Origin of the sequence: Pseudomonas sp. St316, assembly GCF_018325905.1 — a bacterium.
GTDB lineage: Bacteria > Pseudomonadota > Gammaproteobacteria > Pseudomonadales > Pseudomonadaceae > Aquipseudomonas.
The window spans coordinates 2,284,971-2,309,220 of sequence record NZ_AP021901.1 but is presented as its reverse complement, the minus strand read 5'-3'; the positions used below and the strand labels follow the sequence as shown (position 1 = coordinate 2,309,220).

24 protein-coding genes, 1 tRNA gene and 2 pseudogenes are annotated in these 24,250 nt (G+C 56.6%); 11 read left to right on the top strand and 16 right to left on the bottom strand.

The annotated features are described in order from the left end of the window. The first annotated feature begins 144 nt into the window (after window positions 1-144). Complete coding sequence (locus tag KI237_RS10420) at window positions 145-1,341, top strand: amino acid aminotransferase (RefSeq protein WP_212799743.1); 1,197 nt, start codon at window positions 145-147, stop codon at window positions 1,339-1,341. A 129-nt stretch (window positions 1,342-1,470) separates the two neighbouring features. Here the strand turns inward: KI237_RS10420 and KI237_RS10415 are convergent, their stop codons facing one another. After that, window positions 1,471-1,698 (bottom strand): hypothetical protein, encoded by a 228-nt coding sequence (locus KI237_RS10415; RefSeq protein WP_212799742.1) that lies wholly within the window; start codon window positions 1,696-1,698, stop codon window positions 1,471-1,473. Between the two features lie 235 nt (window positions 1,699-1,933). Between KI237_RS10415 and KI237_RS10410 the strand changes: the two genes are divergently transcribed. After that, window positions 1,934-2,009: transfer RNA gene (locus KI237_RS10410), tRNA-Asn, on the top strand. Window positions 2,010-2,171: 162 nt separating this feature from the next. Beyond that, window positions 2,172-2,809, top strand: a pseudogene (locus KI237_RS10405) (integrase arm-type DNA-binding domain-containing protein); the annotation flags it as partial. A 50-nt stretch (window positions 2,810-2,859) separates the two neighbouring features. Here KI237_RS10405 and KI237_RS10395 read toward each other — a convergent pair. The 8 genes from KI237_RS10395 to KI237_RS10360 all read right to left on the bottom strand — a co-directional run bounded on the left by KI237_RS10395 (window position 2,860) and on the right by KI237_RS10360 (window position 10,381). Further along, window positions 2,860-3,318 carry a GNAT family N-acetyltransferase gene (locus tag KI237_RS10395; RefSeq protein ID WP_212799741.1) on the bottom strand — a complete coding sequence of 153 codons (459 nt, stop codon included), beginning with the start codon at window positions 3,316-3,318 and terminating at the stop codon, window positions 2,860-2,862. Between the two features lie 141 nt (window positions 3,319-3,459). After that, complete coding sequence (gene cysC / locus KI237_RS10390; RefSeq protein WP_212799740.1) at window positions 3,460-4,086, bottom strand: adenylyl-sulfate kinase; 627 nt, start codon at window positions 4,084-4,086, stop codon at window positions 3,460-3,462. Between the two features lie 11 nt (window positions 4,087-4,097). Then, on the bottom strand, window positions 4,098-5,414 hold the full coding sequence (locus KI237_RS10385) for a diaminopimelate decarboxylase family protein (RefSeq protein WP_212799739.1): 1,317 nt from the start codon (window positions 5,412-5,414) through the stop codon (window positions 4,098-4,100). After that, window positions 5,404-6,102, bottom strand: a complete 699-nt coding sequence (locus tag KI237_RS10380) for a 2OG-Fe dioxygenase family protein (RefSeq protein ID WP_212799738.1) — start codon at window positions 6,100-6,102, stop codon at window positions 5,404-5,406. Before KI237_RS10380 ends, KI237_RS10385 begins: the two co-directional genes overlap by 11 nt. 15 nt (window positions 6,103-6,117) lie before the next feature. Further along, window positions 6,118-6,846, bottom strand: a complete 729-nt coding sequence (locus KI237_RS10375) for a sulfotransferase-like domain-containing protein (protein WP_212799737.1) — start codon at window positions 6,844-6,846, stop codon at window positions 6,118-6,120. A gap of 24 nt (window positions 6,847-6,870) precedes the next feature. Next, entirely contained in the window at window positions 6,871-7,920 is a 1,050-nt protein-coding gene (locus KI237_RS10370; protein ID WP_212799736.1) for a GNAT family N-acetyltransferase, read from the bottom strand. Between the two features lie 2 nt (window positions 7,921-7,922). Beyond that, the gene (locus KI237_RS10365; protein ID WP_212799735.1) at window positions 7,923-9,167 is read right to left on the bottom strand and encodes an ATP-grasp domain-containing protein; all 1,245 of its coding nucleotides are present in this window, start codon (window positions 9,165-9,167) and stop codon (window positions 7,923-7,925) included. Further along, on the bottom strand, window positions 9,164-10,381 hold the full coding sequence (locus KI237_RS10360; RefSeq protein ID WP_212799734.1) for an MFS transporter: 1,218 nt from the start codon (window positions 10,379-10,381) through the stop codon (window positions 9,164-9,166). The genes KI237_RS10365 and KI237_RS10360 overlap by 4 nt, the downstream gene beginning before the upstream one ends. A gap of 111 nt (window positions 10,382-10,492) precedes the next feature. Between KI237_RS10360 and KI237_RS10355 the strand changes: the two genes are divergently transcribed. From KI237_RS10355 to KI237_RS10340, 4 genes and pseudogenes are all read left to right on the top strand, one after another. Further along, a complete protein-coding gene (locus tag KI237_RS10355) occupies window positions 10,493-10,966 on the top strand; it encodes an Lrp/AsnC family transcriptional regulator (RefSeq protein WP_212799733.1) in 474 nt (157 codons plus the stop codon). A 267-nt stretch (window positions 10,967-11,233) separates the two neighbouring features. Further along, window positions 11,234-11,731: pseudogene (locus tag KI237_RS10350) on the top strand (MocR-like pyridoxine biosynthesis transcription factor PdxR); the annotation flags it as partial. A 238-nt stretch (window positions 11,732-11,969) separates the two neighbouring features. Beyond that, complete coding sequence (locus KI237_RS10345; RefSeq protein WP_212799732.1) at window positions 11,970-12,164, top strand: hypothetical protein; 195 nt, start codon at window positions 11,970-11,972, stop codon at window positions 12,162-12,164. Window positions 12,165-12,253: 89 nt separating this feature from the next. Then, window positions 12,254-12,436 (top strand): hypothetical protein, encoded by a 183-nt coding sequence (locus KI237_RS10340; RefSeq protein WP_003203898.1) that lies wholly within the window; start codon window positions 12,254-12,256, stop codon window positions 12,434-12,436. Here the strand turns inward: KI237_RS10340 and KI237_RS10335 are convergent. After that, window positions 12,433-13,494 carry an AI-2E family transporter gene (locus tag KI237_RS10335; protein ID WP_212799731.1) on the bottom strand — a complete coding sequence of 354 codons (1,062 nt, stop codon included), beginning with the start codon at window positions 13,492-13,494 and terminating at the stop codon, window positions 12,433-12,435. The two genes, KI237_RS10340 and KI237_RS10335, sit on opposite strands and share 4 nt — an antisense overlap. Window positions 13,495-13,641: 147 nt before the next feature. On the opposite strand from KI237_RS10335, the gene trhP reads away from it, so the two are divergent. Beyond that, on the top strand, window positions 13,642-14,967 hold the full coding sequence (trhP, locus tag KI237_RS10330; RefSeq protein WP_212799730.1) for a prephenate-dependent tRNA uridine(34) hydroxylase TrhP: 1,326 nt from the start codon (window positions 13,642-13,644) through the stop codon (window positions 14,965-14,967). 260 nt (window positions 14,968-15,227) lie between these two features. Here the strand turns inward: trhP and ctpM are convergent, their stop codons facing one another. From ctpM to KI237_RS10300, 6 genes are all read right to left on the bottom strand, one after another. Continuing rightward, window positions 15,228-16,907 carry a methyl-accepting chemotaxis protein CtpM gene (gene ctpM / locus KI237_RS10325; protein WP_212799729.1) on the bottom strand — a complete coding sequence of 560 codons (1,680 nt, stop codon included), beginning with the start codon at window positions 16,905-16,907 and terminating at the stop codon, window positions 15,228-15,230. Between the two features lie 228 nt (window positions 16,908-17,135). Further along, a complete protein-coding gene (locus tag KI237_RS10320) occupies window positions 17,136-18,452 on the bottom strand; it encodes a Na+/H+ antiporter family protein (protein WP_212800582.1) in 1,317 nt (438 codons plus the stop codon). Window positions 18,453-18,731: 279 nt separating this feature from the next. After that, the gene (locus KI237_RS10315; protein WP_212799728.1) at window positions 18,732-20,045 is read right to left on the bottom strand and encodes a sensor histidine kinase; all 1,314 of its coding nucleotides are present in this window, start codon (window positions 20,043-20,045) and stop codon (window positions 18,732-18,734) included. Next, window positions 20,042-20,710 carry a response regulator transcription factor gene (locus KI237_RS10310; protein WP_063320294.1) on the bottom strand — a complete coding sequence of 223 codons (669 nt, stop codon included), beginning with the start codon at window positions 20,708-20,710 and terminating at the stop codon, window positions 20,042-20,044. The genes KI237_RS10315 and KI237_RS10310 overlap by 4 nt, the downstream gene beginning before the upstream one ends. Beyond that, window positions 20,710-21,021 (bottom strand): PepSY domain-containing protein, encoded by a 312-nt coding sequence (locus KI237_RS10305; protein WP_212799727.1) that lies wholly within the window; start codon window positions 21,019-21,021, stop codon window positions 20,710-20,712. The genes KI237_RS10310 and KI237_RS10305 overlap by 1 nt, the downstream gene beginning before the upstream one ends. Further along, the gene (locus tag KI237_RS10300) at window positions 21,021-21,329 is read right to left on the bottom strand and encodes a PepSY domain-containing protein (protein ID WP_212799726.1); all 309 of its coding nucleotides are present in this window, start codon (window positions 21,327-21,329) and stop codon (window positions 21,021-21,023) included. Before KI237_RS10300 ends, KI237_RS10305 begins: the two co-directional genes overlap by 1 nt. 156 nt (window positions 21,330-21,485) lie before the next feature. On the opposite strand from KI237_RS10300, the gene KI237_RS10295 reads away from it, so the two are divergent. The 3 genes from KI237_RS10295 to KI237_RS10285 all read left to right on the top strand — a co-directional run bounded on the left by KI237_RS10295 (window position 21,486) and on the right by KI237_RS10285 (window position 24,008). Further along, window positions 21,486-22,565 carry a patatin-like phospholipase family protein gene (locus KI237_RS10295; RefSeq protein WP_212799725.1) on the top strand — a complete coding sequence of 360 codons (1,080 nt, stop codon included), beginning with the start codon at window positions 21,486-21,488 and terminating at the stop codon, window positions 22,563-22,565. Between the two features lie 82 nt (window positions 22,566-22,647). Continuing rightward, window positions 22,648-23,004 (top strand): 6-carboxytetrahydropterin synthase QueD, encoded by a 357-nt coding sequence (gene queD / locus KI237_RS10290; protein WP_003203918.1) that lies wholly within the window; start codon window positions 22,648-22,650, stop codon window positions 23,002-23,004. Between the two features lie 188 nt (window positions 23,005-23,192). Beyond that, window positions 23,193-24,008 carry an alpha/beta fold hydrolase gene (locus KI237_RS10285; RefSeq protein WP_212799724.1) on the top strand — a complete coding sequence of 272 codons (816 nt, stop codon included), beginning with the start codon at window positions 23,193-23,195 and terminating at the stop codon, window positions 24,006-24,008. The last annotated feature ends 242 nt before the right edge of the window (window positions 24,009-24,250 follow it).

The following is a 24,250-nucleotide window of genomic DNA, read 5'->3' as shown; positions in this document are numbered from 1 at the left end:
CGTAAAAACTTAACGTAAAAACCGAATCGCCTGTCGCCGCGCCGAGTGATGGCCTCTATACTAGCTCCCCGTTTGTGCACCGCTCTAGTGCATTCGGCTGGAGCGCCACATCTCCCCTCACTCTCCATTCAGAGCCGCGCAATAATGAGCCTGTTTTCCGCTGTCGAATTGGCACCCCGCGACCCCATCCTGGGCCTCAACGAAGCATTCAACGCCGACACCCGTACCAATAAGGTCAACTTGGGCGTGGGTGTTTACTGCAACGAGGAGGGGCGCATTCCACTCTTGCGCGCGGTTGTCGAGGCCGAGACGGCGCGCGTGGCTCAGCACGTTTCCCGTGGTTACCTGCCGATCGACGGCATTGCCGCCTACGACCAGGCCGTGCAGACCTTGCTGTTCGGCAAGGATTCGCCGCTGATCGCTTCCGGTCGCGTCATCACCACCCAGGCCGTGGGCGGCACCGGTGCGCTGAAGATCGGTGCCGACTTCCTCAAGCAACTGCTGCCTGACGCCGTCGTCGCCATCAGCGACCCAAGCTGGGAAAACCACCGCGCCCTGTTCGAAACCGCCGGCTTCCCGGTGCAGAACTACCGCTATTACGACGCCGCCACCCACGACGTGAACCGCAGTGGCCTGCTGGAAGACCTCAACGCCCTGCCCGACCGCTCGATCGTTGTGCTGCACGCCTGCTGCCACAACCCGACCGGCGTGGACCTGAGCCCGGAAGATTGGAAAAACGTGCTGGCCGTGGTCAAGGCCAAGAACCACGTTCCGTTCCTCGACATGGCCTACCAGGGCTTTGGCGCCGGCATCGACGAAGACGCGGCGGCCGTGCGCCTGTTCGCCGAATCGGGCCTGACGTTCTTTGCCTCCAGTTCGTTCTCCAAGTCGTTCTCGCTGTACGGCGAGCGCGTCGGCGCCCTGTCGATCGTCAGCGAATCGAAAGAAGAAAGTGCCCGCGTGCTGTCCCAGGTCAAGCGGGTGATTCGCACCAACTACTCCAACCCGCCGACTCACGGCGCCAGCATCGTCGCCGCCGTGCTCAACAGCCCTGAGCTGCGCGCCCAGTGGGAAGCCGAACTCGCCGAGATGCGCCTGCGCATTCGCGGCATGCGTATCCAGATGGTGGACATGCTGGCCAAGGCCGCCCCGCACCACGACTTCAGCTTCGTCGCACGCCAGAGCGGGATGTTCTCCTACTCCGGCCTGACCGTTGAACAAGTGACGCGCCTGCGCAACGAGTTCGGCATCTATGCCCTGGACACCGGCCGCATCTGCGTGGCCGCGCTGAACCAGAACAACATCGAGGCGGTGACCAAGGCCATCGTCCAGGTGATCTGACGCCTCGGCGCTGGATGAAAAAAGGGAAGCCATAGGGCTTCCCTTTTTTATGCCTTTTAGTCGCAAACCTGTGGCGAGGGGATTTATCCCCTCGCCACAAAGGCACCAGGCACAACACTTTCGTCGAGGCTACAGCTCCATCGCCCGCTGGCTCGCCGCATCGTCATAAACGACATACAACGACTCGGCCACCTGGCTCTTGATCGCCTTGGTGCTTTCCAGCCCCAGGACAAAGCCCTCGGCCTTGCCACCGGCACGGTTCAGTTCTTCGGCGGTGCTGGCCTGGGTGATGGCGTCGTACAGTTTCTCGGCATGAGGCCCCACGCCCTTGGGCAAGCTGATCTGGGCGGTACTCACAAGAGCACCTCGGCGCGGCAGGCTGTGTGAAGGGGTAACAGGTGGTTCATGGCGCGTACCTTAATGTCGGCGAATGGCCGGCAGCGCGTCCTGCCACTTCCGGGCAACCATGGTAGTCCTCTCCTGCTCTGGCGGTAACTGCCAATCGTTGATTGACCGTCAAAGGGCATCAGGAATGCACCGTCCGGCAATGGACGCTTGACTTCTCTTTTCCAATCAGTAACATACGCGCCATTCCGCGATAGCTCAGTTGGTAGAGCAAGTGACTGTTAATCACTGGGTCCCTGGTTCGAGTCCAGGTCGTGGAGCCATACAAGGCTCCAGAGAAGGCTTCCAAAATCTCTGCACCCCCCCGAAAAAACCGCCTTCTGGCGGTTTTTTTCGTTTTGGCGTTCCATCGGAGTCCGGTGGGCACCAACCGTTTAAAGGTAGAGTTTGGGATAAAGGTCAGTTCGATAAAAGGGAGCACCCTTATGTCGCGCACCACGGCTCCACTCTCCCACGCCGCTTGCCGCTCGGCCAAGCCCACAGACCGCGCCTACAAGCTTTTCGACGGCGACGGCCTTTACCTTCTAGTCCAACCCAATGGCCGCAAAGGCTGGCGTCTCAGATACGTCAAACCTGACGGCCGGAAGGACTGACCTCATTCGGCAACTACCCCATCGTTGGTCTCGCCGATGCGCGCCGCAAGCGCCTGGAGGGCAAGCGAACGCTGGCGGATGGTATTGATCCCATAGGAGCCAAGAACCAAGCAAAGACGCAAGCCCGGATCAAAGACCGCACCTTTGAAAGCGTTGCCCTCGACTGGCACACGGAAATGTCAGCCAAGTGGGCACCGGACTATTCCAAGACAGTGATGAGCCGCCTCAAAACTTACCTCTTCCCGCTGATCGGTGAGCTATCCGAGCCGGTACCGCCAAGACTGATCATTGCCGACCCCACCATTGAGGCTCTGGTCAAAAGCCTGTGCTAGGGCTTGCCCAGCATGGGCTTGCTCAATGATGTATGTGGCCAGTTCTTGGGCAGCAGCACCATGAGCAAAGAGCATCTGCTCAAGGCGATCACCACCTTGCCGACGCTGTGGGATGGCAGCCGGATCGACCGGACCCGCTGGATCGGCTGCTGCGCTGGTTGGTGCAGAAAGGCTGATATTGGTGGGGATCAACGCTGACTTAACACTTTACTCATGTACACTCGGCGCAACCCATTGACTTCAGCTCTGTGGGTTTCGACATACCCATAACGCAGATAAGTCTGGATATTTTCTATCATTAACTCATGGGTATAGAGTCTTATGGAGGAATAGTTGCAGTCGATCGCGACCATCTCAGAAAACTCCAGCATTATCCTGCCCAAGCCGCGCCCTTGGGCCTGTGGGGCAACCGCCACGTTCTCCAAAAGCAAACAATGCTCTTCGGGAACAAGTACCAACAAACCTTGAATGCTTTGTTGATACTCCAGAACATAAACATGACCATCAATAATGTGGCTGACATAATCTTCCAGCATAGGACCAGGTTTTCGTCCTATTCGGGGAACGTAATGAGCGTAAGCTGCAGCCACTATCTGATCGATAGCAGACTGATCGTCGATGAGGGCCTTGCGTGGCTTCAGATTCATGCTGGGATGGACACTCCGGAGGCTAAGCGTACAGATAACGCTTTTCCAAACCAAGGTCAACCCTGGAAAAGAAAACCCATTCTCAGAGTCTCCCTTCAGATATAAAAAAGCCGGCAAAATACCGGCTATTGCAGACAACAATCACGCAATAATGCTTGACGTATCGCTTCTAAAAAAATATTGCGCCAGTATTGCTTGAACTACTTCTCCCGCAGAAACTTTGGATGTGTCGAAGGATAGATCGGGATTTTCCGGCGGTTCATAGCGTGAATCAATACCGGTGAAGTCTCCAATTTTCCCGTTTAGTGCCTTCTCATAGAGTCCTTTGGGATCTCTGCTGACGAGAACATCAATTGGAGCGTGCAAATACACTTCCATAAAGTGGATCTCCCCCAACAGCTCTTTGACGCTCAAACGGTCCCGGGCAAATGGTGAGATAAGCGCGCTCAGTACAATCAGACCACTTTCCGCCATCAGTTTCGCCATCTCGCCGGCCCTTCTGACACTTTCGGCACGATCCTCATCGGCGAATGATAAATCCCGATTGATCCCTTTACGGAGTTGATCGCCGTCCAGAACACAAACATGGTGGCCACTCAGGTAGAATTTTTTTTGCAGCAAAGACGCTATCGTGGACTTACCCGCCCCGGATAATCCGGTAAACCAGATAACAGTAGGCTGCTGCCCTTTTTGTTGAGCGAGTAACTCCGAACTCAGGTATGAAACGTTCGCAGTCAGGTTTGAATCACTAGGACTAGAGCTGTTCATTTCATGTTACCTCAAAGCGATTCATCGACCTCGAAAGAGAATATGTCTGAATATTCCTCTCGCCGCCAACACAGTCGACTTTGGCCATGCGAAACTTCAGCGACAGGAGCTCGCTCCCGAATAAAATTCGTTGATCTAGAGACCGTATAGGCGCCGGTATCCTTTATGATCAGATAGTCCCCTACCTGAACATTCTCAGGCAGACAACAGTTATAACTGAATATATCCTGTTCGTAACACATCGGACCACCAAGCACAAATTTTTTGTCAGCGCCTTTATCCCGTCCCATCATCGCTTCGATTTCATGCACTTCGGCAGGACCAGCCGTGGGCATTAAATTGAGGCCACCGTCCACCACTAACCAGGAACCAAGTGCATTGTCCTTACGGTTAACCACTGAGGTTATAAGGCACATGGTGTCAGATACAATAACTCGACCTGGTTCGCAGGAAACACTGATATCTGAAAGATCGTAACGATCTATTAAGCCTTTCACGCTGGAAAAATATTCATCCAGGCTATACATTTCAGGCTCGACTTTGATCTGAGTGTTCGCCATATTGGCCAACAACGAATAGAGCGGACCAGACCGCGCGCGAACAATTCCGCCGACGGCAATCCCGCCGCCTAGGTTTAAATATCGGATTGCGAATTTTTTACGTAACTCACATACCGATAAAACAACCTTCTCAATTGCCGCTGATAGCGCCCCCAAAGACGTAATTTGCGAACCCAATTGACAATGAACACCTACCAGATTCAAATTCTCAAATCCGCCAAATGTAGATACCGCGTCATCAAGACATTCCGTGGGCCAGCCAAACTTTGACAGACGCGCTTTATGCTCCATATCCAGATTGAAGCTTACATCAGTACTGGGATATACATTGATATTAGGATTCAATCGAAGACCGACATCCAGCTTGATACCCTGAGCGCTCGCTATATTATTTAAGCGCTGCGCCTCAACCAAAGAGTCCAGATTTACAAAAACCCCTAACTTGACCGCCCGGATCAATTCAGCCTCGGTTTTCATAGGGCCATTAAATACTATATCCTCGGGGCGAAACCCACAATTCAACGCCAATTCCATTTCATACCCTGAAACCACGTCTGCTCCCCAACCTGCCTGGGCCAGACTGCGTACAATATCGGGCAAATAATTGGTCTTTACAGAATAGTAAGTTTTGAATCCGTTTAAAACTCTGGCTTTGGAGGTTAACAGTTCGGCATTACTTAGCAATCGATCCTTATTAAATATATGAATAGGCGTACCCCATTTATTAACAGCGGCACGAACCAAATCAGCTTGATCTTTATTGAACACTGGAGACCTCCTGCTTTGCACGCTCCTCAAACTCAGGTCCGTAACGGCGATTTGGCCAAGTGTTATAGGCAACAATCCAGAGATCACGATGACCACCGTCATCATTCAGTGCAACGATATCCGTAGCGTTATGCACCATCTCACCGTCTTCATAAATGAGAGCAGTCTGAGGCTCAAGAACTGTAGTGAAAAATGGATCTTCCTTGGTTCCATTATGGAATAGTTGCGTTTCCCCACCACTGATATTGTTCCTGCTAAAAACAGCCAGAAGACCATACTCATGACCGTCACGGTGCGGCCCCTCTGGAACAGATACACCCTTGATATCGTTGTTAGTAATAACTCTGCATTGGTGCACATTCACTTGGTAGGCGTTGGCCGTACTTAACCCAATTTGCAGCGCGCCACTGATAATTTGCTCGGACGGATCAAATCTTAACGGCTCCAAGTAGCGCGGGACGCCCCCGACAAACGCATTGTACTCTTTGGATTGTATAAAAGGTCTGTGAGGAAGGACGTTCAATACCCAATCGGTGCCATTGTGAAACAGCATATACTGGGAAAACCTGCGTGACCGTTGCCCATAACCGCAATAAGGGTCGCTCGGCAACTCATTAAATTCGCTGCTCGCCAATGGCGATATATTCGGGAGTTGAATAACATCAAATTTCTTGTTTTTAGACAGCATCGTGCTCACTCCTTTTTACAGTGTTTTTTTCGAAAGTGTGTCGTAGATATCAAGCGCTCGATCAAAGGCGCGATGCAGATGTTTGGGAATGGACACATCGACCTCATCCTGAAGAGCAGGTAATATTCCATTACTTGCTTCAAGTGCCTTATGCCAGACAGCTTGCGACTTCTCTTCTTCTTGGCTCCATGCACTTATGCGTCCCTCGGGCCACGAAAAAATATTGCCTTCCCATGTAAAACCCAACGCCGTGGCGTACCTATCAAATATGGGTTCGGGTTGCTGGCGGAACAGATCGCCTTCGACGACAGCGGGTAAATATCCCGCAAGATTACACACCTTCACATACGCTGCCATTAACGAGTCAAAACCAAACTCTTCATCAGTCGCATCCGGCTTCAGCTTGACAAGAGAGTTTAAAACTTTTTGAGGGTGTCGAATCATGAAACTATGCTTATAGTCAAGGAACTGTTGCTCGCTAATGTATGGCTCACCTTGAAATGCCAATTCCTTAATGAAGGTCATCCTTTCCGAGCGTGCTTGCCAAAGCTTGTTTTGGCTTAACTCCCGCTTGAGTTTTTCATCATCACCGTAACGTGAGGATTTTCGCGCCGGGCCGAAATAATAGTCATTAGTGAACGGCTCGTGAATAATATCAACACCTGGCACTTGGCTGACAACCTTCTCAAATACCGTTGACATACTGCGCGGAGTAGCCCAGTGAATAATCTTCATTTCTTCCATGAGAGACTCATTTATTGGAGATAATTATCGGACGTTTTTGATAAATGAATACTGCCTGATCTCGCTACACCCCCTGGATAGCTTGGTGGCGTCACTCCCGATGCCGTAGTGGATCCGGGTAGCGTCTTTAGAGTGTGCGAGTTCAATCATTTCATAAAACATCAACCCAAAATAAACAGGAAGCTCTTGCTTTTTTTCATAATCAATCCCCACCTGCCTGACAAAGACCTCTGCGCCGGATATAAAAAACACGACAAACCCGTACAACTCCCCCTTACAACACGCCGTTAGAATGCTAGCGGACTCAACGTTAGTGGCGATGCTTTTCAATATGGCCATCAACTGCTCTTGAGAGACGCTCACCCCGTGTTTCCTATACAGCTTGGCCTCCAACTCGCTAATCTGCAGAAGATCGGTTTTATCGAGTGAAAGAGCCTCATAGACGACGCCGGCGTTCTGGAGATTTCTGATCTCTCTTCTAATTTGTTCGCGCTTACGCTTCCCCTGAGACTCGATATACGCTGAGAGCCCCGTTAAAGGAACATCTAGATAAAAAGTGGAGTGAGTCACGCGTTTCTCATACCCGAATTCTTCCAAGGCATACATCAACCCCTTGTCAGATTCGGAAACATACAAAAAACCAACTCCACTCACTTGTCGGGACTTGCAAATCCCCTCAAGCTCCTTATCAATGGATCTCAAAATTTCTATCTCGTGATACGCAACAGTGTGACCAACCGTCGTTAAGCAGGGATTCCTGCCGCCACAAAATAATTGCACACCCTGCCAATTTTTCTGGTCATTAGAAGCCGTATCATTCCGCTGCGACTCCAAAGCGAACTCGAATCTGCAGAGTTTAAAAGGTGAGTCTTCCCTGAGAGCATAAACAGGTAACACCGAGACAACTTCATCACCGTCAACCACTGACAGGTAATAACAATCATCCTTATCCATCGTGCGCTGAGCATGCGTACACCACGAATGCTGACTAAAAAAACCGCCACTGTAAAAATGCTTATCCCACGCCAGTGCCGAAAAATTTTCGATATCCCTGCTGATGCGTAGCTGTGCCATTTTCAGACAATCTCGAATTTAATCTGATTGGCGGCCATATCCACCCATCGCCGGGCAAGTCCGCTGTGATCACTCTGAATAACAAGAGCACCGAGAATATCGTGATTAGACGAAGCCGCCGAAACTTCATCACCGACCGATACATACAACGTTTTTTTGACCAAGCCAGGAACATGGTCCAGTAACTCAATGCCAGATATGGCCCTGATTTCACCAGTTATTGAACTAGTCAAGTAAACTGAAGCTGCGGCCAGCGACTGCCGTGGCTGCCAGTCGGGGACATCACCCACATATTGATCTACAGCAATGACAAGCAAGTCTACGCCCGTGGCCAGCTCGATGATTTTCGTTATCTCATTACCCGGCACCCGTCCGTTGACTTCAACTATTTTCGGACCGACTTCAGTAATTTTTATTTCAACGTGTGCCACGCCAAAATCATGCCCTACTGCGTCCAAGGCCTCGCGACAGACATCAATACAGCGCTCGCAAAGATCTTTGGGCAAGAGGCTGGGAAATGTATCGCCGACTTCCACGAAGTAGGGATGCGCGCTCAACTGTTTATCAGTCACCCCGTAAAAGAACCTCTCTCCATTTACGTACACTGACTCAACGCTGACCTCAGGGCCGGACATATACTCTTCCAACAGCATGCCCTTGCGTTTCAATTGTCCTCTGATATTTATTGAGGATCGCATATGTTCTTTGAAACTACGTCGGACATCATCCGCACTCCAACTCAGCTTGACGTCTACACTGGCGGAATCGGTCATGGGTTTGGTAACAACCGGAAATCCAATCTGCTCAGCAAAGTTCACGGCTGCTTCTTCTGTCTCCGCATGCAGATAAGCCGGGATTGCAACCCCCTTGGCTTTGCAAGCTTCTCTCATCTTCAGTTTGTCTCGGCAGTTTTCAGCCGCTTGGATAGAAAGACCTGGCAAGCCCAGATAGTGACTGAGTTCAGCCACCACCGCCAGGCTATAATCGCAAATTGTCAAAACACCGTGTACATTATCAATATTACGTTTTTTCAGCTCTTCCAAAATAACAGATGAAGAGTTCGCATCGATTTCCAACACTTCGTCGACCGAACTTGAGAAAACCTTATCGAATGTTGGTATCTCCGAGTACCTAGCGAGCTTATTGGTAACGAATACTGTTTTATAGCCCTTGCGCTTGGCTTCTATTATTGGACGCAAACCAAAATCCGACACTTGACTCTCGACGATTACCACATATTTATTCATCTTATTATTTCTCTACTGGATTGCAATGGGACAATGGCTACCATCAACGCGAGGATTGCGAAAGCAGCTGGAATACTTAAAATCAGCAACAATGAATCAAGCACCGCTACCTGACCAACAACCCAAGCACCAAAAGCCGCTCCGAAAAAAATCGAGCTGCCTACGTAAGCGAACGCCACTTTGGTGGTATTCGTTCTATTCAACGAAGCAACGATCTGAAACTCGACGGTGCACATTGGGGCTATAAACAGCCCCAAAGCAGTTAACATCACCGCCCAGGTGATCAGTACAACTTGCACGCCCATGGTTGCTACTGACTCGAATAACAGGCTCAGAGGCAGCCCAAAGAACCCACAAATCAATACCATCAGTATCACTTTGTAGGTCCTCATAAAGTCGTAATCCCTCGTCATGAGCCCAAAGAAAACACCCCCTACCACACTGGTAAAAGAATGCAAACCCAAATAGAAACCCGTATAATTTTCGCCGCCAAAATTTTCCAAACCAAAAGTCAGGGCAAGTACCAACGATGTTGACATAGAGGATGTCAACCCGATGGATATTAAAATTCGTATCAACTCAGGCGTTAATATATTGGCATTTCCTGAGTTATCGATGCGCACCAGTGGCATATCAACCGGCCTGACCAAGCCAAATATCAATGTGCCCGACACCAATAACCCGAGCGCCACTTCAAACGTCATCTGCGATGAATAAAAAATCGCGATCAATGACGCCAAAAACGGCCCGACTATAAACAAGAACTCTGTCAACGTTGCTTCGAACGAAGAGGCGGTATGTAATAGCTGAGAATCGTTAGTTTGTTCCGACCATAGTGCCCGCATTGAGGGCCCCACCGGCGCTACACTTAGACCCAAAAGTAAGAAAGCTTGCGGACTGACGGCCCTATCAACGTCGGTGACCATTCGTAGCACAAAAAGTCCCACTGCAACACACGCAAGCGTACTTAGGCTGAACGCCCATTTTATGCTGGTTTTTTGGCTGATTACGCTAAGAATCGGGAAAGAAATGCCGACGCCCATAAAGAAAAAAGCGACGGCGGAGCCAGCAACATTCGGTGAGCTGTTTTTATCCAAAAGCATCAAAGTGATGGACAGAGGCAACATCGCCATCGCGAGGCGCGCAACCATGGCTGCCGACGAAACACCGAGAATTTTTCTTATTTCAAATAGCTTAACGTATTGATTTTTCATATCATTTCCTGTCTGACAGAGATTCTAATCAATGCTCAGAGGAAAAAAATTGCTTTCGCTTTAGGTGCTTGATAGATTTTTCGGAAGAATTTTCCTACAGGATGATGGAAATTGAAAAAAAACTCCGACGTGCTGGATGCAATCGACCTTGCGATACTCAATACAATGCAAAGAGACGCAAAAACAACGACTTCTCACTTGGCTAGCCAGTTGTGCATGACCGAAACGCCCTGTTGGAGGCGCCTGAAACGACTGGAAGAAGAAGGTTACATTTCCAGGTACGAGGCAATCCTCGACAAAGCTGCGTTAGGCTACAATGTCACAGCTTTTGTGCATCTTTCTGTGGATACTCACACCGAAGAGGCCACTCGGGAACTGGAAGAAAAGATCACCTCTCACCCCGGAGTCTACTCACTTCATAACGTGACTGGGGATTATGATTTCCTTGTGCACATTCACTGCAAAAGCATTGATGCGTATAACTTTTTTATTGAAAACACTCTTCGGGGCTTATCAGTCATTCGCAATATAAAAACATCAATCTCGCTGCGTGAAATAACCAGATCCAACCACTTGTATATTTAGTGCCATTGCGCCTATCAATTGAACGCGCAAAGGACGGTCTAAAAAAACCGATCCAAAAGAAGTGAGACTGCGAAATACGCAGCGTCTAGGCTTAAGTTTTTCTCCAAGGAAGTTACTTCTTCAGCCCCCCCAGAAAAGGTCTGTTTTTCGATGGGCTCGTGATTTCTGAACCTCAAGTAGCGAAGACATCACGAGTTGATTAGTATTTCAGGCTTTCCTAAAGATTACTAAATCGCCACAAACTGCTTGCCGTCATAAAGAAAATCCACGATCTACCTCGGTACCTTCGGCAAAACCCTCTATCCGGGGTTGCGGATGGGTTACATGGTGCTACCTTTCGAACTGGTCAAAGCCTTCACCTACGCGCGCAGCATCATGGACGGCCACACACCACAGGTCCTTCAGTTGCCCCTGGCACGCTTCATGGAAGACGGCCACTGCAACGCCCATGTCCGGGCCATGCGCAAACTCTCCGCCGGACGCCGTACCATCCTGCTCGATGCCATTGGCAAGCACCTGGACGGAATCGTTACCGCCTTGCGCCCACAAGGCGGGCTGCAAATTCCCTGCCTGCTGGTCGATGGCTGGTCGGAGGAAAGGACCCTCCTCCAAGCAGCCAGTGTGGGTGTGCAACTGCCCGGCCTTAGCCGGCTGTACGTCGGCGAAGAAAAGAAACAAGGTTGGCTATTGGGGTACTCGTCCTTGACCGCCCATAAAATCGAAGCGGCGATGCGGCAGCTGGCCAATGCGCTGAGCAAAAAATAGAACAACACATGGCGTTCGACACTCAAAACGCATCCCTTCTTGTGAATAAAAGCAGTTCGATGGCCATATATGCCTGGCCGAGGTCGCTGCCGGAACAGTAATCTGGCGCCAAAAAGGCATTATGGTCCGGATCCTGCTTTCTTTTTCCAACAACCCAAGCTGTCACGTGAGCGTCATGACAGGGCCGCAAACTGGTTCTGTCCGCCAACAACAGCTTCATAAGAACAAGGACGAAGGTATGCCCACGCAAAACCCCCATCGCATTGTCGGCCTGTGCACCTCCAGCAAGGTGTACAACGTGCTGACCGAACTCAAGCAACTGGAAGGCCACCGCAACGCCAAGTTCCTTTCCCTGCTGGCGGAAAACCTGGTGCGCAAAGGTCTGCTCAACGAGCAGGAAGTGGTGCACATGCTCGATCTGGTGGTCGATTGAGCGACATCGATTCCTACTATTGAGCCGGTTGATTTTTCCTCCCCCCCACTGAGCCGTAAGGTAACCCCATCGTTTGATGGAGGTTTCCCATGCCCAAGGTTCAAATCATGTCTGTCATTGGCAGCGCGGTCCCCGCCCCACTCCGGGAGCTTGGGTTGCTGGCCTGCTGGTATCTGGTGCAAGACGGCGTGACCATCAGTGGCCCGCTGACTTCACTGCCCGCCGCCCAGGCCCTGTCGCAACGCATCGGCCCGTATCTGCTGAGCGCCTAAGGCAACTGCACCCGCGGCGTGGTTTCGACGAACAGGGCCCAACTCGACATGAACAGCGCGGCGATCAGCGGTCCGATCACGAAGCCGTTCAGCCCGAACACCGCCAGGCCGCCCAATGTCGAGACCAGCACCATGTAGTCGGGCATCTTGGTGTCCTTGCCCACCAGGATCGGGCGCAGGAAATTGTCCACCAGGCCGATCACGAACACCCCGAACAACGTCAGCACTACGCCCTGCCAGATGGCCCCCGAGAGCAGGAAATATACCGCCACTGGCGCCCAGACGAGGCCCGCCCCTACCGCCGGCAGCAACGACAGGAACGCCATCAGCACTGCCCAGGGCAACACTGTCGGAATCCCCAGGATCCAGAAGATCAGCCCACCCAGCGCACCTTGGGTGATCGCCACCAGCAGGTTGCCTTTTACCGTCGCCCGCACCACCCGATTGAATTTCAATTGCAGGCGCCGCTTCTGGTGTTCGGCCAGCGGCACGGCGGCGCGCACCTTGCGCACCAGTTCCGGGCCATCGCGCAAAAAGAAGAACAGCAGGTAAAGCATCACGGAAAGGCTGACCAGGAACTGGAAAGTGCCCTGACCGAAGCTGAACGCCTGGGTGGCGAAGAACTCGCTGCCCTGCATGGCGCTCTTGACGATCTTCTCGCGCAAGCCACTGAGGTTGCCCAGGCCGAAGCGGTCCAGCAGGTGCTGGAAGTAAGGCGGCAGGGCATCCTTGAAGCGGGCCAGGTAATCGGCAATGTCCAGTTCCCCGCTTTCCAGGCTCTTGTACAGCGCCGCGCCTTCCTGGACCAACAACGTACTGATAATGATCACCGGCAGGATCGCGCAGACCACACAGACGCTCAACGTGAACAGCGAGGTGACATTGCGGTGCCAACCGAATTTCAACTGTAGGCGGCGCTGCATCGGCGCAAAGACGATGCCCAGGATCACCGCCCAGAACACCGCGCCGTAAAACGGCAGCAGAATCCAGATGAAGGCGACCGTGACCAGCACCAGGAGCAACATCTGGGCTTTGTTTTGTAGCATCTTTCGATTCATCAGCTTTCCATGTCCAAAGGCGGGATACACATTAGTCAGCCAGGACTCGTGGGAGTGCCTTCTCGTTTGCGCCGCGCCTTGATTCAGGTCAATAAGGCCTGGCCGGCCCTGACGTACCCTCGCCACTTTTTGCGACCTGACCCCACCATGACCCTCGCTGCCCCCGAACTACTGGCGCCCGCCGGCACCCTGAAAAACATGCGCTACGCCTTCGCCTACGGTGCCGATGCGGTGTATGCCGGCCAGCCGCGCTACAGCCTGCGGGTGCGCAACAACGAATTCGACCATGCGAACCTGGCCTTGGGTATTGCCGAGGCCCAGGCCATGGGCAAGCGCTTCTACGTGGTGGTGAACATTGCCCCGCACAACGCCAAGCTGCGCACCTTCCTCAAAGACCTCGAACCGGTGATCGCCATGGCGCCGGACGCACTGATCATGTCCGACCCGGGGCTGATCATGCTGGTGCGCCGGCATTTCCCCCAGATGCCGATTCACCTGTCGGTGCAGGCCAACACGGTGAACTGGGCGAGCGTCGAGTTCTGGCAGCAGCAGGGCTTGAGCCGGATCATCCTGTCCCGGGAACTGTCCCTGGAGGAAATCGCCGAGATCCGCGAGCAGGTGCCGGCGATGGAGCTGGAAGTGTTCGTCCACGGTGCGCTGTGCATGGCCTATTCAGGACGCTGCCTGCTGTCCGGCTATTTGAACAAGCGCGACGCCAACCAGGGCAGTTGCACCAATGCCTGTCGCTGGAAATATTCGGCACAACCGGCAGTGGAAAACGCCGTGGGCGACATTGTGCAGACCTATCAGCCCGAACCGACCCTGGGCCTCGGCGCGCCCACCGACCAGGTGTTTTTGCTTCAGGAAGCCAATCGCCCGGAAGAATCGATGCCGGCCTTCGAGGACGAGCACGGCACCTACATCATGAATGCCAAGGACCTGCGCGCCGTACAACACGTCGAGCGCCTGGCGCGCATGGGCGTGCATTCGCTGAAAATCGAAGGCCGGACCAAGTCGCACTTCTATTGCGCGCGCACCACCCAGGTGTATCGCCGGGCCATCGATGACGCGGTGGCCGGCCGGGAATTTGATCGTGGCCTGATGACTGACCTGGAGTCCCTGGCCCAGCGCGGCTACACCGAAGGTTTCCTGAGGCGCCACGTGCACGACGAATACCAGAACTACCAGAACGGCAGTTCGGTATCGGAGCGCCAGCAGTTCGTCGGCGAACTGACCGGCGAACGGCGCGAACGCTTGGCCGAGGTACGGGTGAAGAACCGCTTTGGCCTGGGTGACCACATGGAACTGATGACCCCAAAGGGCAACTTCCACTTCGACCTGCACCAGTTGCAGGACATCAAGGGCCAGGGTATCGAGGTTGCACCGGGGGATGGGCACGTGGTGTACGTGCCCATCCCGGATGCGGTGGATTTGCGGTTTGGGTTGTTGATGCGCGATGTGCGCGAGCCTTAGCCTGGGGCTCTGCAATCACCCCTGTGGGAACGAGCTTGCTCGCGATGGCGGCGTGTCAGTCAAATGAATATGGGCTGATCCGACGCCATCGCGAGCAAGCTCGCTCCCACAGGGTTTTATAGCGGTTTGCGCCAGTGAAGCCCGGCAGAAACTGCCGAAGGCTGCGATCCTCCGCTTCCGATAGGGCCTGGTAGCCCAGGCGAAAACATCTGGATCGAGAGCGAAAGATCGCAGCCTTCGGCAGCTCCTGCTGCGGTGCGTCAGATCCGGAACTGCCCCACCAGCTTGCCCAGGCGCTGGCCCAGGTCGGCCAGGCTTCGGGAGGTCTGGGCGCCGAGTTGGGTTTCGTCGGCGACGCTGTCCACGGCCACCGCGATCTGATGCACGCTGCGGTTGATTTCCTCGGCCACCGCGGTCTGCTCTTCGGCAGCGCTGGCGATCTGGGCGTTCATCGAGTTGATGGTGCCGATCAGTTGCGCCATGGTGTCCAGAGAGGCACCCGCCTCGTTGGCCCGTTCCGAAGTACCCTCGCCAGCCTCACTGGAACGGCGCATCGCTTCCACCGCCGCGTGGGTGCCGGATTGCAGGCGGTCGATCATGCCCTGGATTTCCTGGGTGCTCTGCTGGGTCCGGCTGGCCAGGGCCCGCACTTCATCGGCCACCACTGCAAACCCACGCCCTGCCTCGCCGGCACGCGCGGCCTCGATGGCGGCGTTGAGGGCCAGCAGGTTGGTTTGCTCGGCAATCGAACGAATCACCCCGAGCACACTGACAATCGAGGCCACGTCCTGTTGCAGGCTGTCCAGGGACACACCACTGCTGCGGATATCGCTCACCAACGCGTGAATCTGCTGGATGCTGCCGGCCACCACCCGCTTGGCGGACTGGCCTTCTTCGTCGGTCTGCTGGGCCGCGACGGCCGCGCCTTGGGCGCTGCGGGCGACTTCCTGGGCAGCCGAGGACATCTCGTTGATCGCCGTGGCAACCTGATCGGTTTCGTGGCGTTGGCGTTCCATGGCCTGCTCGGAGCGCTGGGCCTGCTCGGAAACTTGCGTCACCAGGCCGGTCAGTTGCGAAGTCATGTCGGTGATCTGCCGCACCAGGCCGTGGATCTTGTCGACGAAGCGGTTGAACGAACCGGCCAGTTGGCCGAGCTCGTCCTGGCTGGTGATCGTCAGGCGTCGGGTCAAGTCACCCTCGCCCGCGGCGATGTCGTCGAGGTTGTCCTTCATCAAGTGCAGGGGTCGCAGGATGGCGTTGGCGAGCAACAGGCCTACCACCGCAATCACCAGCAACACCACGGCGGCGATACCGACAATGCTCAGGATCACCCCCTGCACGCGCTCATGGACCTTGGCTTCCACCAGCGCCACCTGGCCTTCGATACCGTCCAGGTTGACCGAGCTGCCGACGGCCATGTCCCATTTGGGCAGGTATTCGGTGTAGCCGAGCTTGGGCACCAGGTCGTTGCTGCCAGGCAGCGGCGAGCTGTATTCCAGGTAATGCGTCCCCTCCTTGGCGACTTTCACCAGGTCACGGTTGACGTAGACACCGTTCGGGTCGCGGTTGTCCTTGAAACTCTTGCCCACGCCGTCGGGGCTGTTGGCCTTGAACAGGCGAATGGTCTCGGAATCGTAGCCGAAGAAATAGCCATCCTTGCCGTAGCTGATATTCGACATCAGCTTGATTGCCTGGGCGCGTGCCTCGTTATCGCCAGGCGCAGCGGCATCGTAGAGCGGCTTGATGGCGGTCAAGCCTACCGCCACGTAGTTCTGCAGCGTGGCCTTGGCCTCGCTGAGCAGGCGCTCGCGGGTCTGCTGGACCTCTTTGCCGGCTTGTTCCTGCAGAATGAACGCCGTGGTCAGGCTGATGATCACGGCGGACAGCAATACCGGCAGTATCGCAAGGGACAGGACTTTAGCCTTCAGGCTCAGGCGCATGCTGTTCACTCTTGTTGGTGTTAATGGCGTGGTTAGCTGTATTAACGGCAAGGCACGGCAAAACTGTAGGGCAAGGTGAACGGTCCGTCGGCAGAGTCGCTGGATTCAAGGGCCTCATCGCGAGCAAGCTCGCTCCCACAGGGATTCAGTGGTGTCCACAACACTTGTGTCCACCCCGATCCACTGTGGGAGCGAGCCTGCTCGCGATAAAGGCGACGCGGTCTCGGCTTACAACACCATCGCCGCCACCCAACCAAACACCAGCAGCGGCAGGTTGTAGTGGATGAAGGTCGGGACCACGGTGTCCCAGATGTGATGGTGCTGGCCGTCGATGTTCAGGCCGGAGGTCGGGCCCAGGGTCGAGTCCGAGGCTGGCGAGCCGGCATCGCCCAGGGCGCCGGCAGTGCCGACGATGCAAACGATTGCCAGTGGGCTGAAGCCCAGTTGCAGGCACAGCGGTACGAAAATCGTCGCCAGGATCGGCACCGTGGAAAACGACGAGCCGATGCCCATGGTCACCAGCAGTCCCACCAGCAACATGATCAGCGCGCCGACGCCCTTGTTGTGGCCGATCCAACCCGCCGAAGTTTCCACCAGGCTCTGGACTTCACCGGTAGCCTTCATCACTTCGGCGAAGCCTGAGGCGGCGATCATGATAAAACCGATCATCGCCATCATCTTCATGCCTTCGGTGAACAGGTCGTCGGTCTCGCGCCAGCGCACCACTCCCGAGAGCGAGAAAATCAGGAACCCGACCAGGGCGCCGATGATCATCGAGTCCACCAGCAGCTGCACCGCGAACGCCGCCGCCACCGCAAAACCGGCCACCATCAGGCTCAGTGGGTTGTAGCGCACCGCCACTTGCTCGACCCGGGCAATTTTCTTCAGGTCGTAGACGCGCTTTTTGCGGTAGGAGAACAACGACAGCAGCAGACCGAACACCATGCCCAACGCCGGAATGCCCATGGCATGGGTGACGTTGATGCCGCTGACGTCCACACCGCTGCGGGCGATGTTGGCCAGGAGGATTTCATTGAGGAAGATATTGCCGAAACCCACCGGCAGGAACATGTAGGGCGTGATCAGGCCGAAGGTCATGACGCAGGCGATCAGCCGGCGGTCCAACTGCAACTTGGTCAGCACGTAGAGCAGCGGCGGCACCAGCAGCGGGATGAAAGCGATATGGATCGGCAAAATGTTCTGGGAGGCGACCGCGACCGTTCCCAGCAGACCGATCAGCACCCATTTGACGCCTGTGCCGCCGGCGGCGTCCTGGCGCTCCACCAGGGCCAGGGCTTTGTCCGCCAGGGCGTGGGCCATGCCGGATTTGGCAATCGCCACGGCGAAGGCGCCGAGCAAGGCATAGGACAACGCCACCGTCGCGCCGCCACCCAGGCCAGCATTGAACGCCTTGAGCGTCGCCTCGATCCCCAGGCCACCCGTCAGGCCACCCACCAACGCGCCGATAATCAGCGCGATCACCACATGCACGCGGGACAGGCTGAGCACCAGCATGACGCCTACCGCCGCAATTACTGCATTTATCATCGTTACCTCAAAGCACAGCGATGGAAAGCCACCGGACAAAAAGGTCGCGACTTTGCAGCAAGCGGCGGCAAGCTGCAAGGGCCGTGGGGCGGGTTTTCAAGTCTCGCAATATTTGCAACCGCCACCTGCCCTGTGGGAGCGAGCTTGCTCGCGATAGCAGTCTGTCAGTCGACATCGATGTGGCTGACCCAACGCCATCGCGAGCAAGCTCGCTCCCACAGGGATTCAAGTCAGACGAAGGATCTGTGGTCCGGCGATAAAGGGTTAGCGCAGGCATCAGCGCCGGGGCAGTTCGATCACCACCTTCAACCCACCCCACTCACTGTCGTCCAGCGCCAGCAGGCCGCCCCAGGTGTCGACGATGTCCCGCACGATGCCCAGGCCCAGGCCGTGTCCATCGGTCTGCTCGTCCAGCCGCGTGCCCCGGCTGAACACCTGGTCGCGGCGGTCCGCTGGAATGCCCGGGCCATCGTCCTCCACGGCCAGGCTGAATCCCTCGGCCGTTTCGATCATGGTCAGGCGCACCTCGGCGTCGGCCCATTTGCAGGCGTTGTCCAGCAGGTTGCCCAGCAGTTCCAACAAATCTTCACGGTCCCAGGGCAGGTGCAAGCCTGGCGGGGCGACGTAGCTCAGGTGCAGGTGTTCGCCATGGATCATGTTCAGTGTGGCCAACAATCCCGGCAGCTCGGCGTCGCAGTCCAGGTGCGCACCGGGCAAGGCATCGCCGGACAGGCGGGCGCGGTTGAGTTCCCGGTTCAGGCGCTGGCGGACCTGCTCCAATTGATCGAGCAACAACTTGCGCAATTCGGGATACGGGTCGAGCTTCTCGTTCGACGCCAGGCTTTGCAGCACCGCCAGCGGGGTCTTCAAGGCATGGCCGAGGTTGCCCAAGGCGTTGCGCGAACGCTTGAGGCTGTCTTCGGTGTGGGCCAACAGATGGTTGATTTGCGTTACCAGCGGCTCCAGTTCCCGCGGCACCTGTTCGTCGAGTTGCGAACGCTGCCCGCGCTGCAACTGGGCAATCTGCTCCCGGGCCCGGTCCAGTGGACGCAAGGCGCGGCGCACGGTGATGCGTTGCAATAACAGAATCAGCAACAGCCCCGCCAACCCGAGCCCGAGGCCGACCTGTTGCATCCGGCGGAAGCTGTCACGCACGGGGGTGTAATCCTGGGCCACGCTGATGGAAATCGCCTGGCCCAGCCGCCGATAGTCAGTACGCAGCATCAGCAGCTTTTGGCCCTCAGGGCCCAGTTGCAAGTTACTGTGCAAGCCCGGATGGTCGAGCCGGGGCAGTTCCTGGTCCCACAGGGAACGGGAGCGCCAGTGCGCATCGGCAAAATCGATGCGGAAATAATGCCCGGAAAACGGCCGTTGATAGGCCGGCGACAAACGTCGTTCGTCCAGCTGCAAACCCTGCGGGCCGCGCACCAGGGCCACCAGCAGGTTTTCGCTGTCGTTGCGCAACCCGGCTTCCAGGTAACGCTGCAAGCCCAGCTCGAACAGCCACAGGCTGGTCTGCGCCAGGACCAGGCCGACCACCACCATCACACCGATCAGCCCCAGGCTCAGGCGCCGCTGGATGGATCTCACTGCGCCTGCCCGCCGAACAGGTAACCCTGGCCGCGACGAGTCTCGATCACGCTGCGCCCCAGTTTGCGGCGCAGGTGATTGACGTGGACTTCCAGCACGTTGGAATCGCGCTCGGTCTCACCGTCATACAGGTGTTCGGCGAGGTGGCTTTTGGAAAGGATCTGCTCGGGATGCAGCATGAAATAGCGCAACAGGCGGAACTCGGCCGCCGTGAGCTGGATGTCGGTGCCGTCGCGGACCACGCACTGACGACTCTCATCCAGGTGCAACCCGGCCGACTTCAGCGTCGGCTGGTTGACCTGGCCGTGGGAGCGGCGCAGCAACGCCTGGATCCGCAACTGCAGCTCCTCAGGATGAAACGGTTTGGTCAGGTAATCGTCGGCCCCGGCCTTGAGGCCTTCGATGCGCTCGGCCCAGGACCCGCGTGCGGTGAGGATCAGCACCGGCGTGCTCAGGCCACCGGCACGCCATTGGGCGAGCACCTCGAGCCCCGGCACACCCGGCAGCCCGAGGTCGAGGATGATCAGGTCGTAGGGCTCGCTGCTGCCCTGGTACACCGCGTCGCGACCGTCGGCGAGCCAGTCGACGGCGTAACCCTGTCGTGCAAGCCCGGCCATCAGTTCGTCGGCCAGGGGTACGTGATCTTCCACCAGAAGCAGGCGCATCAGTCTTCCTTATCTTTGAGCAAGCGGCCGGTCGCGGCTTCCAGATCCAATTCGCGCACGACGCCGTCAGTGTCCAGCAGCTCGACCTCATAAATATAGACGCCGTGTTTCTCCTCCAACTCGGCTTCCAGCAGTTTGGCGCCGGGGTGCAGGTCCAGCGCCTGTTGCAGCAGTTGCTCCAACGGCAAGATCACACCCTGCTGACGCAGTTGCAGGGCCTCGTCCTGATCCAGGTCCCGGGCCACGGCCAGCGAACAAAACGCCAGGAGCACCAGCGCCCATCGACTATGGGCGCGCAGATTAAGCTTCATTACGTATCCTGATGATTCTTGAGCACCTTGCCGTTGGTGGCGTCCAATTCCAGATCCCACTCAATGCCCTTCGTATCGCGCAGATCCACCTGGTAAATGTACTTGCCGTACTCTTCCTCCAGCTCGGTATCGGTCAAGGTGGCACCAGGGTGCTCGGCCAGGGCAGCGGCGTTGAGTTTTTCAAAGGACAGGATGGTACCAGCGTCTTGCAGTTTGCGGGCTTCGTCCGCGTTCAAGTCTCGGGCGTGAGCCAGGCTCGTACCGAGAGCCATGAGGGTTGCGATGAAAAAGGCAGTCAGGCGGTTCATGGGTTGTCTCCTTTTTATAATCTTCATCGGGGGGACTGTATCGGGGTGAACTTAACTGAAACTGAATGGCCATCATGGAACCCAGATCAAGGTGTCGCCCCTCCTGTGGGGGTTGTATCGTTATAATCCTTTGCTTGCTCAAAGCCCGAGACTGGTATGACCGCCATCCACATCAAGTTTCCCGCCCTCACCCTCAAGGCCGGCCCCCGTGCGTTCGAGCGGATTCGCCAGGCCGGCTTGAACGCCGCCGATGTCGGCATCCTGCCGGGCGCCGCCGGCGGCCCCAAGGCCTTGGGCATCCAGGGGCTGGACCTGGCGCTGTTCGGCCAATGGCTGCCGTCCGCGCCCCGGGAGCGCTCGCTGATCGGGGCCTCGGTGGGTGCCTGGCGCTTCGCCAGCGCCTGCCTGCCGGACGCCGCCGAGGGAATCCGGCGCCTGGGCACCTTGTACAACGAACAAAGCTTCGCCAAAGGCGTGACCATGGCCGGGGTCAGCCAGAGCTCGCAACGCATGCTCGATGACTTGCTCGACGGCCGCGACGCTTCGATCCTCGACAACCCGCAGTACCGGCTCAACATCATGGTGGTCAAGAGCCACGGCCTGCTGGCCCAGGATCATCGCGGCCGGCTGGGCCTGGGGTTGTCGTCGGTGATCGCCGACAACCTGCGAGGTCGGGCACGGTTGTCGCGACATTTCGAACGGCTGATCATCCATGACCCGCGCCTGGCCCCGCCCCTGCATCCTTTGAATGACTTTCCGTCGCGCTTCATTGCGCTGGCCACCGGCAACCTGCGCCAGGCCCTGCTGGCCTCGGGCTCGATCCCGATGGTCATGGAAGGCGTGCGCGACCTGCCGGGCGCCGGGGCTGGCACCTACCGCGACGGCGGCCTGCTGGACTACCACCTCGACCTGCCGTACAGCGGCGAGGACATCGTGCTGTACCCGCACTTCACCGACCGGGTCATTCCCGGCTGGTTCGACAAGGGCCTGCCGTGGCGCCGGGGCAACGTCGACCGCCTGCAAGACGTGCTGTTGCTGGCACCGTCCCGTGAATACCTGGCGCGCCTGCCCTACGGCAAACTGCCGGACCGCAACGACTTCAAGCGTTTCATGGGCGATGACCCGAGCCGCCGCCAGTACTGGCGCACGGCGATGGACGAGAGCCGCCGGCTCGGTGATGAGTTCCTGGAGCTGACGGCCAACGGCGGGCTGGGCGAGCGTTTGCTGACCCTTTAGTCAGCACGGTCGCGCAACGCCGTTATCAAACTGATAAACTGCGCCGCCTGCCTTGCGACCGCTATCTAAAGAGCCCGAACCTGTGGAAATTTTCAAAGAGTTTACCTTCGAATCCGCCCACCGCCTGCCCCACGTGCCGGACGGCCACAAGTGCGGCCGCCTGCACGGCCACTCGTTCAAGGTGGCGATCCACCTGAGCGGCGACATCGATCCGCACACGGGCTGGATTCGCGACTTTTCGGAGATCAAGGCGATCTTCAAGCCGCTCTACGAGCGCCTGGACCACAACTACCTCAACGACATCCCTGGCCTGGAAAATCCCACCAGCGAAGTCCTGGCCAAGTGGATCTGGAATGAATTGAAGCCATTGCTGCCGGAACTCAGCGCCATCCGCATCCACGAGACCTGCACCAGCGGTTGCATCTACCACGGCGAATAAAACCGGTGGGAGTCGCCTGTGGAAGCAAAGCTTGCTCGCGATGAAGATGACACAGTTCCTTTGGAACCGAGGCGCCTGCATCGCGGGCAAGCCTTGCTCCCACAAGACCTAGCTGCCCCACTGTGCTTTCCCTGACCCGCCTGCATTGGCCTATGATTCCCTGAGCCATTTTCAGGGGAGCATCGAGCATGACCGACTGGCCGCTGGATCAAACATACGACTACAACGGACACCCCATCCGCTACGCCATCCACGGCGACGGCCCACCGCTGGTGTTTGTCCACGGCACACCCTTCTCTTCCTACGTGTGGCACCGCATCGCCCCGCTGTTCTTCGCCACCCACACGGTGCATTACTTCGACCTGCTGGGGTATGGCCAGTCCGCGCAACCGGATGCCGATGTGTCCCTCGGCGTGCAGAACCCGTTGCTCGCACAACTGCTGGAGCATTGGCGCCTGGATTGCCCGGACGTGGTGGCCCATGACTTTGGCGGCGCCACGGCCCTGCGCACGCACCTGCTCAATGGCAAGGACTACCGCAGCCTGACCCTGATCGACCCGGTGGCTCTCTCGCCCTGGGGCTCACCCTTTGTCCAGCATGTGCGTCAGCATGAAGCGGCGTTCAGCGGCCTGCCCGACTACATCCAGCAAGTCATCGTGCCGGCCTATATCCGCGGCGCGATCAAGCGCGATATTCCGGACGCAGAGCTGGCACCTTATGTACAGCCGTGGCTGGGTGAAACGGGCCAGGCGGCGTTCTATCGGCAGATTGCGCAGATGGACGAGTGTTACACCCGCGAGGCCCAGGACCTGTATCCCAGCGTGCGCTGCCCGACGCAGATTCTTTGGGGCGAGGATGACCAGTGGATCCCCATCGAGCGTGGCCGGGCCTTGCACAAGCTGATTCCCGGCGCGCAGTTCCACCCGGTTCCGAACGCCGGGCACCTGGTCCAGGAAGATGCGCCGGAGGCTGTCGTCGCGGCGGTGTTGCGGTTCTTGACCTGAAGAAACCGTATCCCTTGTGGGAGCGAGCTTGCTCGCGATAGCGGCCTGTCCGTAGACATCGATAAAACTGACCCGACGCTATCGCGAGCAAGCTCGCTCCCACAGAATGCGCTTTCATGGGCAATGAGAGCTGTGTTCCAACTTGAACCACCGCTGCACCGCTTTCGCCCTCCTTCGCCCACCCAATCCCCAGGATTGTCTATAAATAACCTCGCGATCACTCGCTTGGCACGGCCGCTGCA

Bases quoted from the DNA above. Each gene is read 5' to 3' on its own strand.
- KI237_RS10365 (WP_212799735.1), bottom strand. From the start codon at position 9,167: ATGAATAAATATGTGGTAATCGTCGAGAGTCAAGTGTCGGATTTTGGT.
- KI237_RS10340 (WP_003203898.1), top strand. From the start codon at position 12,254: ATGCCCAAGGTTCAAATCATGTCTGTCATTGGCAGCGCGGTCCCCGCC.
- KI237_RS10305 (WP_212799727.1), bottom strand. From the start codon at position 21,021: ATGAAGCTTAATCTGCGCGCCCATAGTCGATGGGCGCTGGTGCTCCTG.
- KI237_RS10295 (WP_212799725.1), top strand. From the start codon at position 21,486: ATGACCGCCATCCACATCAAGTTTCCCGCCCTCACCCTCAAGGCCGGC.
- KI237_RS10420 (WP_212799743.1), top strand. From the start codon at position 145: ATGAGCCTGTTTTCCGCTGTCGAATTGGCACCCCGCGACCCCATCCTG.
- KI237_RS10395 (WP_212799741.1), bottom strand. From the start codon at position 3,318: ATGAATCTGAAGCCACGCAAGGCCCTCATCGACGATCAGTCTGCTATC.
- KI237_RS10345 (WP_212799732.1), top strand. From the start codon at position 11,970: ATGCCCACGCAAAACCCCCATCGCATTGTCGGCCTGTGCACCTCCAGC.
- KI237_RS10375 (WP_212799737.1), bottom strand. From the start codon at position 6,846: ATGGAAGAAATGAAGATTATTCACTGGGCTACTCCGCGCAGTATGTCA.
- KI237_RS10285 (WP_212799724.1), top strand. From the start codon at position 23,193: ATGACCGACTGGCCGCTGGATCAAACATACGACTACAACGGACACCCC.
- KI237_RS10335 (WP_212799731.1), bottom strand. From the start codon at position 13,494: ATGAATCGAAAGATGCTACAAAACAAAGCCCAGATGTTGCTCCTGGTG.
- KI237_RS10310 (WP_063320294.1), bottom strand. From the start codon at position 20,710: ATGCGCCTGCTTCTGGTGGAAGATCACGTACCCCTGGCCGACGAACTG.
- KI237_RS10380 (WP_212799738.1), bottom strand. From the start codon at position 6,102: ATGCTGTCTAAAAACAAGAAATTTGATGTTATTCAACTCCCGAATATA.
- KI237_RS10370 (WP_212799736.1), bottom strand. From the start codon at position 7,920: ATGGCACAGCTACGCATCAGCAGGGATATCGAAAATTTTTCGGCACTG.
- KI237_RS10360 (WP_212799734.1), bottom strand. From the start codon at position 10,381: ATGAAAAATCAATACGTTAAGCTATTTGAAATAAGAAAAATTCTCGGT.
- cysC (WP_212799740.1), bottom strand. From the start codon at position 4,086: ATGAACAGCTCTAGTCCTAGTGATTCAAACCTGACTGCGAACGTTTCA.
- KI237_RS10300 (WP_212799726.1), bottom strand. From the start codon at position 21,329: ATGAACCGCCTGACTGCCTTTTTCATCGCAACCCTCATGGCTCTCGGT.
- ctpM (WP_212799729.1), bottom strand. From the start codon at position 16,907: ATGCGCCTGAGCCTGAAGGCTAAAGTCCTGTCCCTTGCGATACTGCCG.
- trhP (WP_212799730.1), top strand. From the start codon at position 13,642: ATGACCCTCGCTGCCCCCGAACTACTGGCGCCCGCCGGCACCCTGAAA.